Here is a 15,136-nt window from a genome sequence, read left to right as displayed (position 1 = left end):
TACGCTTTTGAATATATTTGGGTGAAAAGTGGCCAATACTTTGAATATTGAACGTGGAACAGCTCAAGCAGCACGAAAAATGCTTGCCGAGACCATTGTTTGGGACACGCATGCCGGCGTTGCTTGCCGTCCCACTTTGGATCTGAGTTTTCTCTCACGCTGGCGCGACGGGGGGGCGACGTTCATTGGTCTGAATGTGGGATGGGACGCCCTGTCGTGGCAGGAATCGCTCCGCTGCGCGGCGCACTACCGTAGGTGGCTCGAGCTTCATAGCGATGACTATGTGATCGTCGACCGGTTTGCCGACGTTGAACGTGCCAAACGAGAAGGTAAGCTAGCAGTTGCACTCGATCTGGAAGGCGCCAACGCTCTCGACCAGAACATCGAAATGATCGGCGCTTATCACCGTCTCGGCGTCCGCCAAATGAACTTGGCTTATAACAAGAACAACGCGTTCGCCGGCGGGTGCACCGATGAAGATATTCCTCTGACACCGCTTGGTCGGGAGGCTATTGCCGAGATGAATCGCGTCGGCATGCTGGTCGACTGTACCCACACCGGCTACCGCTCTTCGATGGAAATCATGGAGATTTCCAAGACGCCTGTCATTTTCACGCACTCTAACCCGCGGGCACTCTGGGATCACGAGCGCAATTTACGCGACGACCAGATCAAGGCCTGTGCGCGGACCGGCGGGGTGGTGGGTATCAACGGCGTCAGCAAGTACATGGCCGCTGATGAGGATTGTACGCCCGAGACGATCGTCAACCATATCGACTACGTGGCGAACCTGGTGGGCGTCGACCATGTCGGATTGGGGTTGGACGCCGTCTTGGATCCTGACGAGATGCCGAACCTGGTCAAGGAATTTCCCAATGTCTGGCCAGAATCAGAAGCCGACCAATGGGACTATTCGTCATGGCGGTTCATCCTCCCGGAGCAGCTCCCTGACATCGCTGAGGGCCTGTTGCTTCGTCAGTACAGCGACTCAGACATAAAGAAGATCATGGGGCAAAACTTCACGAGGGTGGCTGCCGCAGTTTGGATTTAGCCTACGCACGTTGCAACCAGTCATCGTTGCTCGGGGATGTCATCCTGAGCAAAGCCTCTGCTCGGAATTTTTATGAAGATTACCAACATCAAAGTCACACACGTCAACGTGCCGCTGTCGGCACCGTTATGGTGGACGGCGGGCCTCTACGGCGGCGCTTCCAAATCGATCATCGAAGTTGAGACTGATTCCGGTCTGGTCGGCCTGGGAGAAGCGCCCTGGTGGCACTTTGGCGAGGTCATAAAATCCGATATCGCTCCAGCCCTTATCGGGGCTGACCCGCTCGACCTTGCTGACTGCGAAGCACGCTGCGTCCCACCCTGGCAGATCACGGTCAACACAGGTGAAAACGCTGCCTCGATTGCGTTTGGTGCGGTGGAACTTGCGCTTTGGGACATTCGGGGCAGGGTATTTGGCATGCCGCTCTATCGATTGCTGGGCGGCGCGGTCCGTAAGAACATTCCTTTCTCCGAGTATTTTGCCTTTCGTCCAGAACAGGAAGGAGCGGGTGGGGAAATGACACCCGAAGCCGTCATAGAGCATTGCCTTAAAATGCGCGAAGAGTACGGTTCGACCATTTTCGAGGGTAAGCTCATATTGGGCGATCCTCAGCTCGAGATCCGCACAGTGCGAATGCTGCGGGAAGCTTTGGGCGAGGGCGCACAGATCAAGCTGGACTCGAACATGCAGTGGTCCCTGACCACCGCACGCTGGGTGCTGCGGGAGATTGAGCCTTACAATATTCGTAATTACGAAGATCCGGTCGCGACATTCGAGGAGATGGCTGCGTTGCGGCAGCATTCTGGCATCCCGTTCTCGACCCACGTCCCGGATTTGCGGCGCGCCGTAGCGCTTGGCGCTCCCGATTATTTTGTCTGCAACTTCGCCGCCCTCGGAGGTCTTTCAAAGGCGTTGAAATTCATCGCCGCCTGCGAAGCCATGGGCAAGGGCTTTTGGTGCTATTCTAACGACTTGGGTATCATGACGGCTGCATACCTCCATGTCGTTGCTGCCACGCCCTGGATCACCGAGGCTTCGCAGTCGCTCTTTCGTTGGCAAGTGGGCGACGTCGTTATCAACGGGCCCTTCCGGCAGACCAACAACACAGTGCCCGTGCCCGAAGGGCATGGTCTCGGGGTTGAGCTCGACCCTGCGGCAATGGCTCGATGGTCAAAGCATTTCCAGGACAATGGTCCGGTCAACCATTTCTTCGATCCGAACCGGCCGGGGCGGTACAGGCGTCTGCCACTTCACTGATGAGACGGTCTCGCGGGGAATCCCTCCCGCGAGGTGTCATGGTCATGGAACAAAGCTAGGAGCGACAATGAGTGCGGCCGCAGAATCCCTCCACCAGAATGCGATCATTATCGACGCAGTATGTCCCCTTTTGGATGACCAGGACATGATTGCCGAATATCGGGCGGGTGGTCTGACTGCGATCGCTCCGACTGTTGGATTCTGGGACGGGACAGAGGTTACGCTGCGGAAAATTGCATCGTGGCACCGGCTGTTGCGTGAACGTGACGATCTGCTTCTCGTCCGCACGGCGGCCGATGTCCGCAAGGCCAAAGCGCTCGGCAAGATGGGCATCATAATGCACTTCCAGGGGCCCGCACCCATCGAAGATAACCTGAATCTCATCGACACCTTCAAGGTGCTCGGGGTCGGCGTCATGCAGCTCGCCTACAACGTCAGGAACCGTCTCGGCGATGGCTGCGAAGAACGCTCTGATGCTGGTCTCAGCCGATTTGGGCTGCAGGTCGTAGAGCGCATGAACCGGGTTCGTATGATTGTCGATTGCGCTCATACGGGGGTTCGAACAACCATGGATGCCATCGAATACTCGTCGGCGCCCGTCATCGTGTCCCACGCCAATGCAAAAGTCGTTCACCCGTCTGCCCGCAATCTCTCGGACGAGCTCATTAAGGCAATTGCCGCGCAAAACGGCACAATTGGAGTTGTTGGCTTTCCTGGCTTCGTATCTGACGATAAGCGGCCGTCCATTGATCGGTTTATCGATCACATTGCCCATATCTCAAGCCTCGTAGGCCCGCAGCATGTCACGCTGGGCATCGACTACTATGCTGACCAATACCCGTATGCGGATGATGCCGCCGCATTGAAGCAATATCAGAAGTACGTTGCCGACAATGTTTGGACACCTAAAGCGTATCCGCCTCCGCCACACTTCTTTCCAGCCGGTATTGAAACACCGCGGACGATGCAAGCACTGACGGAAGCCCTTCTGCGCCGGCAGTTCAGCGAACAGGAAATCGTGGGCATCTACAGCGGCAATCTCCTCAGCATCTACGAAACGATCTGGGGCAGTTAATCTCGGACACCATTCCTGCCTGCACCGACGCGGCGTGTAAATCATTATTTCTTAACTTTGCAACGTGCGCGGCGACTGAGAATCAGGACTCTATTTCTCAGTTCATCCTCTTCATCGCCGCATTCGCCCATCGCAATGGCCGCGTCTGCCGAGGGGAGCTAATCGCATGGCCCGCTCGTAGATGCGACCCGGACGCTCGCCTGCAAACCTGGCCGGATCACGCAGCGAACAGGAAACTATCGCCTGCGGCTCGACGATGCTCGCAAGCGTCTTGCATCGTATCTTCCGCGCGTCGGTGAAGCCTTTGCCTTCGAGGCGGAGTTGAGGATGAAGCGGGAGAAACTGGCTGAGGTAGACGCGGATCTCGCCAGCGATGTCGAGGCATCTGGCGACAAGCCCGGAAGCGATCGGATCGCGGCCTGACGGCTTGCTATCTCGACAGGCGATCCTCGTCGTCGATCAGCGTGAGGCGGTGCGGGGCCGCATCCCCCCATTTCCAGAGCACGAGGTTCAGATCCTGCCTGGTTGCGCCGGGTGCGAAGCTGCGGACAAGCAGGCCGTTGCAACCCTGATCCATCAGGCGTCGGGCAAAGGCCTGCGTCCGCGCTTCTCCGCTCGCCTTCATCTGATCGCGCCATGTGCCGTCGGCGAGCGCAGCCGCATGCATATCCTGCGCCGACAAAGCCTCCGCGTCGCGGCCGTCGAAGACATCATCGATTTCCGCGTCGTAGGAAACGAGCGTCGTCGGCTGGAGATTGCCGACGTGGTTCGCTTCGCGTAGCGCTGTCATCACCGACAGTGACGCGTAGAGCGCCGGCACACCCTTCGGATTGAATCGTCCGCCACGGCCGGATAGCGGCTCGCGCGCATAAATGGGATTCAACGCCCGATAGAGCTTTCCACGACAAAGCACCGGGTCAGGCGTGCACGCCGGCGTCGACCGCGTCGATATAGTCCAGCACGTCATCGGCACGACCGCCGCGCACGAGCTGCATAGCCGTCTGGCCGGAGAAGCCCGGAAGCGGCTCCGAACGATACCAGGCATAGGCCATCAACTGCGAACCGAAGCGCGGCTCGACCTTGTTGATCACCTCGACCATCTCGCGCAGCCGACGCTGGGTCTTGTCCGACCGAATGCGGTCCTTGCGCTGGACCGCGTCCCTGCCAAGCCCCGCGGTGCGCGCGACTTCCTCGCTGGTCGTACGGAACGCCTGCGCGATCTTGCGCGGCGCGAAGAGGCCATTATCGGAATACTGGACGAGACCCATTGCTTTCTCCTGCTGGTTTTGCCGCTTAGCCTGACGCAATATAATGTCAGCCAACGTGGCAATCAATGGGAATAGTAGTGGGAAGGGAAGGAGAGGAGGGGGAAAAAGCCGGCTCGCCGATCGCCCGAACCGGTGGCGCTGACGCTCAACCGCAGCCTGCGCGATCCCGGCCACTGCGTCCCGCGCAGGGCTGGAAGCCCCGCTAGCCCGACCGGGCAGGGATGCTCGGCCGCGGTTGCACCGGCCCGTCCGCTCCGCGGGCCGCCGGACGCGGGCCCGCCGTGTCGAGAGCGGCTCTACCGGCCGTCCCGCGCGCGGCGCATATTCAATGATCACCACCCATGGAGAATGCAGTAGTGTTCGACAACGAACAGCGGCAGTATCGAAAAACTCGCATTTTAACCGTTGCTAAAATTCGCCGCACTGTCTTGCGTGCGCACGCACTCCGGGGCTCAGGAGACGGGGCCGCCCCTCAGCCTTCTGGTTTCCGACTAATCTTAGTAGAGTTGGTAACGGCTCTTTCAGAGCCTCTATCTAAGAAAACGGTACCAATCTCCAAAGAAACAACATGACGCCTCGCACCAAGCGTATTCTAGGTAAATCAATAGTCGTGACGATCATTGCCGTCGTCGCGACCTTTGGTCTGTCGTTCACGGCAAGAATAGCCTTACGCATGCCGATCGATTGGCTGAGTTGGGTGGAGTGCACGCTCATCCCCATCCTGATTGGGATGCCTGTCGGGGCCTATATCTTCGCCCAGTCGGAAACCATCCAGGACACATGTGACAAGCTGGAAAAGTCGTATGCGGCCCTCAGAGAAACCCATGACAGGCTGGCGTTCGTCACCACCCACGACCCGATGACGGGGCTTCTTAGTCGCGGCGGATTCATCGCAAGGATGGACAGGGAGCGCGATGAGGGTGAATACGACACGCTTCTCCTTGTCGATCCGGACCACTTCTCCTCGTTCAATGACAAGCACGGACATTCCAAAGGCGACGAGGCCTTGGTTCGAATCGCTAAGGCGCTTGGTTATCTAACGCGCCCGGGCGATTCAGTTGGGCGCCTTGGTGGCGAAGAGTTCGGGGTCCTGCTGCGAGGGGTGCGCAAGGAGCAGGCAATGACCATAGCGGAGAACATCCGCCGTCTTGTTGAAGGGATACCCTGGATCAAAGCGCAACAGGACGATGTAAAGGTGACCGTCAGCATCGGGGGTGCGGAAATCCCTCCCAATGCAGATACGCAGGATATTCTTCGCACAGCAGGACGATGCCTTTCTGAAGCGAAACAGCGCGGCCGGAACCGGGTTTCCTTCGACTTTGAAGCAGCCAAATTGCGAGCCGTGACACCATAGCCGACGCTTAGGGCCTGTCCCTTTCAGGTGTTAGCTCGCCGGAAGGGTCGTCGAGGCAACCGCCAGCATTTGATAACGGCGAGGCCGCCAGGCGGCCTTCGGACCTGGCTCTCAACCAGCTTAGGTGCTTGCAGCGGACGGTATGCTGTTGTTGCGCGTGGCTTTGCCCCGCTGATCTGATCCGAGGACGAAATCAAACACCGGTTGAGGCTGACCAAGTGGCGCGTCCTGCAACGCCGGAGCCTCTGTCGCTGCCTCGGTATAGTCGGCGAGTATCGCTGGCGGGAGGCCGAGCGCGTTTTCAACGATGTGTTCCGACGGGCCGCGCAATCGACGAAACAGCAATGCGGCGTGCCGGGAGTGACGCACCGCTGCGGCAGTTTTGCCCTCTCGTATCTTTACGCCGGCCGCTGACAACAGGATCAATGCTTTGAAGAACATGCGAGAAGGGTTGCCTCGGTCGGCAACCTGCCAAAGACCTTCCCACGCCTCATGTGCTTCCCAGTAATACCCGTGATTGAAGAGGTCGAGACCCCAGAAGAATGGATCTGAGCCAAGCGCCGCATCCGTGGTGATCGGCATCGGCTCGGCCAGATAGCTATGTCCGGCGGGATCGCGCACAGGATGCGGCTGCCTGCCCGGTAATACGCATAGGCTGGAAAGCTCTTTTCCGGCACGTGCCGGGGGCGCGAATTCGAAGCAATGGCCATGAAGCATGATACCACATGGGTGGTCATGGCTCGCATATGAACTTCTTGTTTGGAGACGGGCTCTATGGCTCTGATGGAGTTGCCAAGGCTCCTTCTGGGCTATAAAGGCCGGCGCGGAACAGGAACTGGCGGTGAAAATTGCAGCCCGAAACTGGACCTCTTAGACAATAATGCTCACAAGGAAGCGGCATGAGGCGTCAAACGCGACCATTCATCTTGGAAGTCAAGCGGAAGCGTGGCGTTCAAAAACAGTCCCGGCCGATTTGGGGGAACTTTGATATCTCAGCGGCCCTCGCCGAGACAATCCGAGAATCGGAGGCGGCAGAGCTGCCCAATTGTCAGACGATTGACTCCAACGTAATCTCCGTCGATCCTGAACATCTGTTCAAATCCCAAGCGGAGACTCATATGCCCGATCCAAATGGCGCTGAAGCTGTAGCATCCTCCTCTGAATCCCCTGCGAAAGCAGAAAAGCCAAAGGCCAAGAGTAGAGTTGCGCAATCGCGCAAGTCGAAGCCGGAGAAAACATCGCCATCCCGTACCAATGGAGCGGTCACACAGCCTGCAACGTCGGATTCGACGGCAACGGTTCGAAGCGGCCGGAAAATTTACTCCGCAAAAGAGCGAGCTCAGAAGCTCTCCGAGATGGAGAAATCACTCAACGCCGGCGCCACTTTGAAACTCGCCGCAAAGCAGGCTGGCGTATCGGAACAGACCTATTACCATTGGAAACGGGCCTCGACACCTGCGCCGCGCAGCGACGACCTGAAAGACCTTGTCGCGCTCGAGGAGGAAAACAAACGGCTAAAGATCCTTCTCGCTGAGCGCCTTCGCAAGGAGAACGCGGAACTGAAGAACAAACTCAGCCTCCTGTAGGGTCTGCGCTTGAGCCGCAGGCTTGAGACCCCCAATAACCGAGAGTTGTCGCCAGGCTGCCGGCCTAATCGGGATTTGCCACAGTCCGGAGAGCCCGGATCCGGGGCAGGCGCCACTGGCGAAAACACTGGCAAAGCATGTCGGCTTTGAAGTGACGACCTGGTGGCCTGGAGTAACGACTTACCCTCGCGAGCTCATATCCCGCCCATGCAGAGGTATTTCATCTCGAGGTAATCCTCGAGGCCGTGGCGCGACCCTTCGCGCCCGATGCCGGATTGCTTGATGCCGCCGAAGGGTGCGGCCTCCGATGACATGCGCCCGGTGTTGATGCCAACCATGCCATATTCCAGCGCCTCGGCCACACGCCACACCCGCTTGAGGTTGGAAGCGTAAAAATAGGCGGCAAGCCCGTAAATCGTGTCGTTGGCCTCGTGCACGATCTGATCCGCATCTTCGAAGCGAATGATCGGAGCCAACGGCCCGAATGTCTCCTCTCGGGCCACGGCCATCTCGCCGGAGATATCAGTGAGGACCGTCGGTTGGAAAAACGTACCCTCTTTGCCCATGCGATTGCCGCCGCATTGAACTGCCCCGCCCTTTGCCACGGCATCGGCGATATGGGATTCGATCTTGGCCAGCGCATGACTATCGATCAGCGGTCCGATAGCTACAGCTGGATCGAAGCCGTCACCCACCGAAAGCTGGCGGGCTTTTCCGACGAACTCCTCGACAAACCTGTCGTGAACGCCCGCCTGCACATAAAGGCGGTTCGCGGAGACACAGGTCTGGCCGGCATTGCGGAACTTCGCTTGAATCGCGCCGTCGACGGCAGCATCGATATCGGCATCGTCGAAGACGATGAACGGCGCATTGCCGCCGAGCTCGAGGCTGAGCTTCTTGATCTGGTCCGAGCACTGATGCATCAACAGGCGTCCGACCTCGGTCGAGCCGGTGAAGCTGATCTTGCGGACCTTGGGATTGGAACAGAGTTCGCGGCCTACCGCATCGCCATCCGAAGCATAGATCAGGTTGACGACGCCTTCGGGAAAGCCAGCCTGATGGGCGAGGGCGAACATCGCACCCGCAACGAGCGGTGTCTGTTCGGCCGGCTTGAGAACGATCGTGCAGCCGGCGGCAAGCGCTGGCGAGATCTTGCGCGCCACCATGGATGCCGGGAAATTCCACGGCGTGATCGTGCCGACGACCCCGATCGGCTGTTTGATGACCAGCATGCGGCGGTCTGTCGACGGTGCCGAGATAGTCTCACCATAGATGCGATTGGCCTCTTCAGCGTACCACTGCAGATACGCCGCGGCATGCGAGACTTCCGACTTCGCCTCGGTGAGCGGCTTGCCCATTTCAGCGGTGAGGATCCTTGCGAGATCGTCGGCGTGGTCGACGATCAGCTGATGCCAGCGCCACAGGATGTCGCTGCGCTCTCTGGCGGTTAGCGCCGCCCATCGAGGCTGCGCCATATGGGCTTTGCCGATCGCGGCGCGCGTCTCCTCGATGCCCATGTCGGGAAGTTTCGCCAGCAATTCGCCTGTCGATGGGTTGAAGATCTCGAATGTCCGGCCGCTCACAGGCGTGCCAAGGCACGGCAAGCGATCGATGGTGCCGAACAGGCCGGGGGATTTTACGTGACGGATCAAAGGCGGGCAGAGCGGCAATGCCGTATTCTCCTCAACGCGGCGGACATCTGTGGCAAGAGCTTGTTTATCCCGCATGTCCGGTGTCAGCATAGGGCCTCGGACGGCCGGCGGGTGAACCCACACGCGCGAATATTGCTGATCCTGGGGCAGCATTGACCAAGCCGATGTGAGGTTACCGCGTCGCTGTCATTTCGGTCCAACGAGGGGGCTTGGCCGCGCGCTCGCTTTCTTCCAGCGAGGCTTCGAGCGCGTCGCGTTGCTCTTTGTAGAGCATCGGCTGCGATGTTCTGAAGCCATGCTGGCTGCGGACGAAAGCTCGGTCGCCAGCCCGATCAACGCCCGAACTCGGACAGGCTCCCTCCGCTCGTTATGGGGCCGCAGCTAACGCTGGATCGCACGCGATCCAGCCATCCAAGATACGGTGCTGGTATCGAGCGAACAGCTAACCCTTGCAGATTCCGCCGCTCGGCGGTCAGATTCAACACCGGTTGCACAATTCGCGCTCGGGAAGGACCTCCACCAACCCCCAGGTATTCAGGTCGGGGCTGGCCTCGTCCGCGACCCGTCAGATTCTCGAAAGCTGTGTCTGCAACAGTCTTCAAATATCTCGAGTTCTGGCCGCGAGAGTCTGTTGCTGCGGAAACCCGAGTCGAACCGGCTCGTCCCTACATGGGGCAGCTATGCAGTTTCATCTCAGCTAGGGATAGTATTATGGACGCGAACTACAACGACCCAGACTATTGGACCCGTTGGTACGCTGAGCAGAAAGAGCTGCAGCGTGCGAGGCAAGGCTCGGACAACATGGCTGCGGATCAAGCTGTCTTTGAACAGCAGCTGAACGAGCTTCAACTCAGCTCTTCTGAGGAGAGCTCCGTTAAATTGAGTTCGCCCGGCACTCGACCCGCTGAGGCACAAAGAAGTCTGCGGCGCACTGGCATCGGCGGTTCAATGCGCATGCCGCAGCAATCCAATCTGCGCGACAGTGGGTTCAGCAGTACGCGGCACAGCATTGATATTCCTCGCGCTCACCTTGGCTCGGCTCCGACGGGCTCGCAGTCTGACCTGCGTGACAGGTCATTCGGTAGCACGCGTTTCACAGCGCCATCGGAGGCGCAGACCGCGACGCGGACCAAGGATAGCAAAAGCCGTGGACTGTTTTCTCGTGTAAAATCAGGCCTCGGCAAAGTCTTCGGAAGCCGTAGCGAAAAGTCGTCCCGCAGCCCGGTGTCCGACGTGGTCCATTCAGAGCTTCGTATGGACTCGGCCAAGCGTAGTCGCCCCCCCACCGGCGCAGACATGCATCCCGCGGACGAGCGCCTCATCGAGCAGTTCGCGGCAGAACTCCGAGCCTATGAAGTCGTTCCCGACGGCACCATCGGCCGAGGGGAGGGAAAGGTTCCCGAGCCTACCATCAAGGACAATCTAGGCGTTCTTAGGGGATTTGCTCGTTGGCTCCGTCAAGAAAACAGGGGTCCGTTGACGACTCGAGCTTTTAACGAGCCAAGGTCGCTGGCCATCGACATCGAGGACTACACGAAAGCCGGAGGGGACGATCGCGACCGTCTCTCGTCGGCGTTGTCCCATTTCCGGAGGCTCGGGGCTGAGGGGCTCCAGTCAGTCGGTGCCGGGCCCCGCCTGATGGGGCGCCAAACACTTGGCCCTTATCCCGAGGACGCCCTCGTCATCGATGGCTTGGAAAAGAAAAACCTAGCCGAGCTCGCACCGGACTCGACTCGCCCACAGAAAACGCGCGTTTCAGTGATCGCTTCCAGGCAACGCAAGTTTAGTGATTGGCTCCAAAGGGAGGGTAAGGGAAGCATAGTGAGCCGACTCAACGGCAGTGCTCAGGAGCAATTGTCGTTGCAAGCAGACCACAAGGCCTTCATCACAGCCACAGGACAGACCAGCTCTCAACTCGATCAGCTTCGGCAGTACCTAGGCGCCGACCCCCAAATCAACCGGCATAGTCCTTATCCCGATGACGCCAGCATTATCGACGGCCTGGAAAAGGAAGAACTGCGCCAGCTCGGACCCGAGGTGGGCAAACAGAGAAAAGTCGTCTGGAATACTGCTTGGGCTCAACGTAGGTTTAGTGATTGGCTGCAAAGGGAGGGCAGAGGCAGCATAGCGAGTCGACTCAACGGCACTGCTCAGCAGAAACTGTCGTTGAAAGCAGACCAAAAGGCCTTCAACACAGCCTATGGAAAAACCGCCCTGAGTCTCGACCGGCTTCAGCAGCACCTAGGCGGCGGAATCCAAACGAGCCGGCAATCCAACCGGCATAATCCCTATCCCGACGACGCCCGCATCATTGAGGGCCTGGCCAAGGAAGAGCTGATCAAGCTCGGACCCAAGCCGACATCCCGGCAGAAAAACGTAAGTGTGACCATTGCCAGCGCGCAACGCAGGTTTAGTGATTGGCTCCAAAGGGAGGGTAGGGCGAGCATAGTGAGCCGACTCAACGGCACTGCTCAGCAGAAACTGTCGTTGAAAGCCGATCACAAGGATTTCACCAAGGCCGAAGGAAAGGTCACCCTGAGTCTCAACAGGCTTCGGCAGTACCTAGCAGTTGTTGAGGCGAACAGAGCGCTGGGTGTGGCTTCCTCTGAACAGGTTGATTGGGCTCCGCAGCCTGCCGGGTCGAGCTCAACTTGGTCCCCGTATGTGCCGTCCGACTTTGACGCGAATGAGTGGCTGCCGGAAGGCCAGTCAGGACACTCCGAACGCCAGGAAGCTGCGTCGTCCGGCTCAAGCTGGCCGCGAGTGCCGTCCGACTTCGATGCGAGGGAGTGGCTGCCGGAAGGCGCGTTAGGACACGCCGAACGGCAGGAAACTGCGTCGTCCGGCTCAAGCTGGCCGCCGCGAGTGCCGTCCGACTTTGACGCGAATGAGTGGCTGCCGGAAGGCCAGTTGGAACAGGCCGAATGGCAGGACGATGCTTACTATCGGCCGGAGCTTCCGGTTACGCCATCCGTGGCTCATATAGACGCTTTGGATCCGGGAGCCTCGTCGCATGCCCGCACCGGGCAGGTGCTCGGCGCCGAGCAATGGCTGGGTGACGAGCATATTCAGAGAGATTACGATCTCCTGGCCCAGGAGTTGCCGGTGACCTATCCGAACCTCGCCGCCCGGACGCGGTTCGTGGACCCCCTCATAGCTCTTTATAGTCTGCGTGGGGGTATCGATATGCAACGCGCATTGGATGGCATCCTTTACAGAGACGGTAACGACACAGCCGACTTCGTGTTTGTGCCAGTGAGCGACGCCAGCACCACGGACCCCAATCGCCGCGGCACTCATTGGTCGCTGCTGCTGGTTGACCGCCGCGATCGGGAAAGCCCGGTTGCGTATCACTACGACTCCGTCCGCGGACACAATGATGTACCTGCTTCAGTAGTTGCAGCACGGCTGGGTGCGCGCCTGGAGCCAGCCCGCATGTCCCAGCAACAGAACGATTATGATTGCGGCGTGTTCGTGGTGGACGGCACGCGGGCGCTGGTTGGGCAATTGGCGCAAGAGCGGTTGCCAGTGCAACAGTCACGGCATCTCGACAACCTCGTCGCCGATCGGCAGGCACTCCAAAATCGACTCGGGGGCCGTCTGATGCACGAGCTCCCCCCGGACCGGGGGGAGCTTGAACTGGCTGGTGTTGGGAACAGCCGAGATCTGCGAGGATCGCGTGATCTTGACACGGGACGATATGCCGAGCGCACGCGTGACCGATCTCAAGGACTGGGCCGATGACACCCGGCTCAAAGATCTCTTGCTGGAGCGCGTGGAATACCAGTGTCCGTCGATCTCGATAGTCGGGCGCGACACGGCCGCGCTTCCAGTGCACAAAGACGGGGCAGGTCCGGCAATTGCCCCTGCTTCGGCCTGTCCAGCTCGGCCACGAGTTCGGCCCGGCTGGAGGCGTTGAGTTCGTGTGACGAGTACACTGATCTCGGCGTTTAGCTCGCCAAGCAAAAGAAGCGGTGATTGCGCAGCCGCGCCAGCGCCTGGCGTTGGGCAGTTTGCACGCGAACCTCGACTTTTGCCTCCTTCGCTCGTTTCGGCCGAGCACCCGTCCCCACGAAGTCTGCAGCATTCACTGCGGCCCAGAACGTCGATTAGATCGAACAAACCGAGGTGCTCATCAGCCATTCGACAATTGGTAGTTCACTCGTCGTGCCGGTTTTTGCGCTGAAGCGTGTCGACGCGATCCCTACAGGGATGTTCGCGGCCCAGGCATCGAGGTCTATCGATGATCGTCTGGGGATTTTCCTTGCACATAATGCCAGCCCGCCCAATGCACCAGACGCCTTTGCTCAAATCGGCAAAACAAACCAGTTGGACACAATGGATTGAGAGAGCTTTGCGCCACAAGGGCAATTGACACTAGCGCGTCGCCCGATGGAGATTATCTTAGCGGACCACCGTGCCTTCGCTATCCCGCCGAGACGATCATGAGTCGATATAGAGATCATCGCAAACCACGCAGGCATTGGAATGACGACGAACCGGCTTCTTTTTCGGAACGGCCTCCCGAGCCCAGCTATTTTCAACGTCCGCCTCCCATGTCCGTAGATCCTGTCGATGCCGAGGTGAAGTGGTTCGACGTGACCAAAGGATTTGGCTTCGTCAAACTCTTGGACGGTAGGGATGCCTACCTGCCCAGCAGAGTACTTGAGCTAGCCGGAAGCCGCAGTGTCTCCCAAGGAACCCGGCTCAAGGTCGCCGTCGAAGAGCGGTCAAAGGGTCCTCAGGTCACCCAGTTGCTGGAGATTGACGAGGTCGCCAAAACGTCGCCGCCTGCCCATCGTGCTGAAGGATCCGTCTCTGCAGTGGGTGGAACGACGGAGAGTGCGGGCACAGTGAGGTGGTACAATCCCAAAAAGGGCTTCGGCTTCATTGCTGCTGAAGATGGGAGCAAGGACGTCTTCGTTCACGCCACTGTGTTGACCGATTCTGGCCTCACCAATCTGGTGGAGGGGCAAAAGGTAATGGTCCAATGCCGTCCGGGGAAGAAGGGCTTGGAAGTCCACAGCATCCGCATCGCTTAGAGCCAGCTTCGGGCGAACCCTATCGCTCACGCAAAAGGCCCGCTGCCGCGGCGATGGCAGCGGGCCGATGTCGAAAAACAGCGCGGGAGGAGGTGCGCTGCATTTCAGCGTCGGCATCGCATCTGGGAGGAGTAGATGGCCGACAGTGGAACCGTATCCATCGAGCAACATATTGCAATGCACAAAAAATTGTTTGCAAGCGCGAAGGGCCTTCCAAGGTCCGCCTCGATGGAGCTGCCATAGCCCCTATCGACAAAAGGCAAAAGCAAAAGGGCGGCATCGCTGCCGCCCTTCCGAGATGGTCAAATTGCGCGGTCAGAAACCCATGCCGCCCATACCGCCCATGCCGCCGCCGCCCATGCCGCCCATGCCGCCGCCGCCCATGCCGCCAGGCATGCCGCCGGCGCCAGAGTCCTTCTTCGGAGCTTCGGCGATCATGGCTTCGGTGGTGACCAGCAGGCCGGCGACCGAGGCCGCGTCCTGGAGGGCCGCGCGCACGACCTTGACCGGATCGACGATGCCCATGACGATCATGTCGCCATATTCGCCGGTCTGGGCGTTGTAGCCGAAGGTCCCGCTTGCGTTGTCGAGGATCTTGCCGGCAACGATCGAAGCTTCCGCACCGGCGTTGGCCGCGATCTGGCGGGCCGGAGCCTGCAGCGCACGACGAACGATGTTGATGCCGGCAGCCTGGTCGGCGTTGACGCCGGTGGCCTTGAGGTTTGCCGAAGCGCGCAGCAGGGCAACGCCACCGCCGGCAACGATGCCTTCTTCCACGGCCGCGCGGGTCGCGTTGAGGGCGTCATCGACGCGGTCCTTCTTTTCCTTGACTTCGACTTCCGTCGCACCGC

At 59.4% G+C, this 15,136-nt stretch carries 13 protein-coding genes and 1 pseudogene; 8 read left to right on the top strand and 6 right to left on the bottom strand.

Annotated elements, in window-relative coordinates; translation table 11 throughout:
* Positions 1-28: 28 nt before the first annotated feature.
* From O7B34_RS28750 to O7B34_RS28740, 3 genes are all read left to right on the top strand, one after another.
* Entirely contained in the window at positions 29-1,051 is a 1,023-nt protein-coding gene (locus O7B34_RS28750) for a dipeptidase (protein ID WP_337149186.1), read from the top strand.
* A 72-nt stretch (positions 1,052-1,123) separates the two neighbouring features.
* On the top strand, positions 1,124-2,308 hold the full coding sequence (locus tag O7B34_RS28745) for a mandelate racemase/muconate lactonizing enzyme family protein (RefSeq protein ID WP_337149185.1): 1,185 nt from the start codon (positions 1,124-1,126) through the stop codon (positions 2,306-2,308).
* 67 nt (positions 2,309-2,375) lie between these two features.
* Positions 2,376-3,383: a membrane dipeptidase gene (locus tag O7B34_RS28740; protein ID WP_337149183.1), complete on the top strand. Its 1,008-nt coding sequence runs from the start codon at positions 2,376-2,378 to the stop codon at positions 3,381-3,383.
* A gap of 430 nt (positions 3,384-3,813) precedes the next feature.
* Here O7B34_RS28740 and O7B34_RS28735 read toward each other — a convergent pair whose 3' ends face one another.
* Positions 3,814-4,296: an RES family NAD+ phosphorylase gene (locus O7B34_RS28735; RefSeq protein ID WP_337149182.1), complete on the bottom strand. Its 483-nt coding sequence runs from the start codon at positions 4,294-4,296 to the stop codon at positions 3,814-3,816.
* Positions 4,297-4,300: 4 nt separating this feature from the next.
* Positions 4,301-4,651, bottom strand: coding sequence for an MbcA/ParS/Xre antitoxin family protein (locus tag O7B34_RS28730; RefSeq protein ID WP_337130015.1), 351 nt, complete (start codon positions 4,649-4,651; stop codon positions 4,301-4,303).
* A 568-nt stretch (positions 4,652-5,219) separates the two neighbouring features.
* On the opposite strand from O7B34_RS28730, the gene O7B34_RS28725 reads away from it, so the two are divergent.
* Positions 5,220-6,005 (top strand): GGDEF domain-containing protein, encoded by a 786-nt coding sequence (locus tag O7B34_RS28725; protein ID WP_337149180.1) that lies wholly within the window; start codon positions 5,220-5,222, stop codon positions 6,003-6,005.
* A 120-nt stretch (positions 6,006-6,125) separates the two neighbouring features.
* On the opposite strand, the gene O7B34_RS28720 is transcribed toward O7B34_RS28725, so the two are convergent.
* On the bottom strand, positions 6,126-6,722 hold the full coding sequence (locus O7B34_RS28720) for a DUF309 domain-containing protein (RefSeq protein WP_337149179.1): 597 nt from the start codon (positions 6,720-6,722) through the stop codon (positions 6,126-6,128).
* Positions 6,723-6,904: 182 nt separating this feature from the next.
* Between O7B34_RS28720 and O7B34_RS28715 the strand changes: the two genes are divergently transcribed.
* On the top strand, positions 6,905-7,591 hold the full coding sequence (locus O7B34_RS28715; protein WP_337149178.1) for a transposase: 687 nt from the start codon (positions 6,905-6,907) through the stop codon (positions 7,589-7,591).
* Positions 7,592-7,785: 194 nt separating this feature from the next.
* On the opposite strand, the gene O7B34_RS28710 is transcribed toward O7B34_RS28715, so the two are convergent.
* Positions 7,786-9,261, bottom strand: a complete 1,476-nt coding sequence (locus O7B34_RS28710; protein ID WP_337149227.1) for an NAD-dependent succinate-semialdehyde dehydrogenase — start codon at positions 9,259-9,261, stop codon at positions 7,786-7,788.
* A 693-nt stretch (positions 9,262-9,954) separates the two neighbouring features.
* Between O7B34_RS28710 and O7B34_RS28705 the strand changes: the two genes are divergently transcribed.
* On the top strand, positions 9,955-12,987 hold the full coding sequence (locus O7B34_RS28705) for a Ulp1 family isopeptidase (RefSeq protein WP_337149177.1): 3,033 nt from the start codon (positions 9,955-9,957) through the stop codon (positions 12,985-12,987).
* 33 nt (positions 12,988-13,020) lie between these two features.
* Here O7B34_RS28705 and O7B34_RS32245 read toward each other — a convergent pair.
* Positions 13,021-13,304 (bottom strand): annotated as a pseudogene (locus tag O7B34_RS32245) (IS21 family transposase); the annotation flags it as partial.
* Between the two features lie 67 nt (positions 13,305-13,371).
* Here O7B34_RS32245 and O7B34_RS28700 point away from each other — a divergent pair.
* On the top strand, positions 13,372-13,590 hold the full coding sequence (locus O7B34_RS28700; protein WP_337143759.1) for a hypothetical protein: 219 nt from the start codon (positions 13,372-13,374) through the stop codon (positions 13,588-13,590).
* A gap of 98 nt (positions 13,591-13,688) precedes the next feature.
* Positions 13,689-14,285 (top strand): cold-shock protein, encoded by a 597-nt coding sequence (locus O7B34_RS28695; RefSeq protein WP_337143760.1) that lies wholly within the window; start codon positions 13,689-13,691, stop codon positions 14,283-14,285.
* 315 nt (positions 14,286-14,600) lie between these two features.
* Here O7B34_RS28695 and O7B34_RS28690 read toward each other — a convergent pair.
* Positions 14,601-15,136: TCP-1/cpn60 chaperonin family protein (locus O7B34_RS28690; RefSeq protein ID WP_337149176.1), on the bottom strand; the 536-nt coding region annotated here is incomplete at its 5' end.

Source organism: Mesorhizobium sp. Cs1299R1N3 (assembly GCF_037179625.1).
Lineage (GTDB): Bacteria > Pseudomonadota > Alphaproteobacteria > Rhizobiales > Rhizobiaceae > Mesorhizobium > Mesorhizobium salmacidum.
The sequence above is the reverse complement of the archived record's forward strand: the minus strand, read 5'-3'. Positions and strand labels throughout refer to the sequence as shown.

Coding starts and splice junctions, on each gene's coding strand:
- O7B34_RS28745 (WP_337149185.1), top strand. CDS start 1,124: ATGAAGATTACCAACATCAAAGTCACACACGTCAACGTGCCGCTGTCG.
- O7B34_RS28740 (WP_337149183.1), top strand. CDS start 2,376: ATGAGTGCGGCCGCAGAATCCCTCCACCAGAATGCGATCATTATCGAC.
- O7B34_RS28730 (WP_337130015.1), bottom strand. CDS start 4,651: ATGGGTCTCGTCCAGTATTCCGATAATGGCCTCTTCGCGCCGCGCAAG.
- O7B34_RS28725 (WP_337149180.1), top strand. CDS start 5,220: ATGACGCCTCGCACCAAGCGTATTCTAGGTAAATCAATAGTCGTGACG.
- O7B34_RS28720 (WP_337149179.1), bottom strand. CDS start 6,722: ATGCTTCATGGCCATTGCTTCGAATTCGCGCCCCCGGCACGTGCCGGA.
- O7B34_RS28715 (WP_337149178.1), top strand. CDS start 6,905: ATGAGGCGTCAAACGCGACCATTCATCTTGGAAGTCAAGCGGAAGCGT.
- O7B34_RS28705 (WP_337149177.1), top strand. CDS start 9,955: ATGGACGCGAACTACAACGACCCAGACTATTGGACCCGTTGGTACGCT.
- O7B34_RS28695 (WP_337143760.1), top strand. CDS start 13,689: ATGAGTCGATATAGAGATCATCGCAAACCACGCAGGCATTGGAATGAC.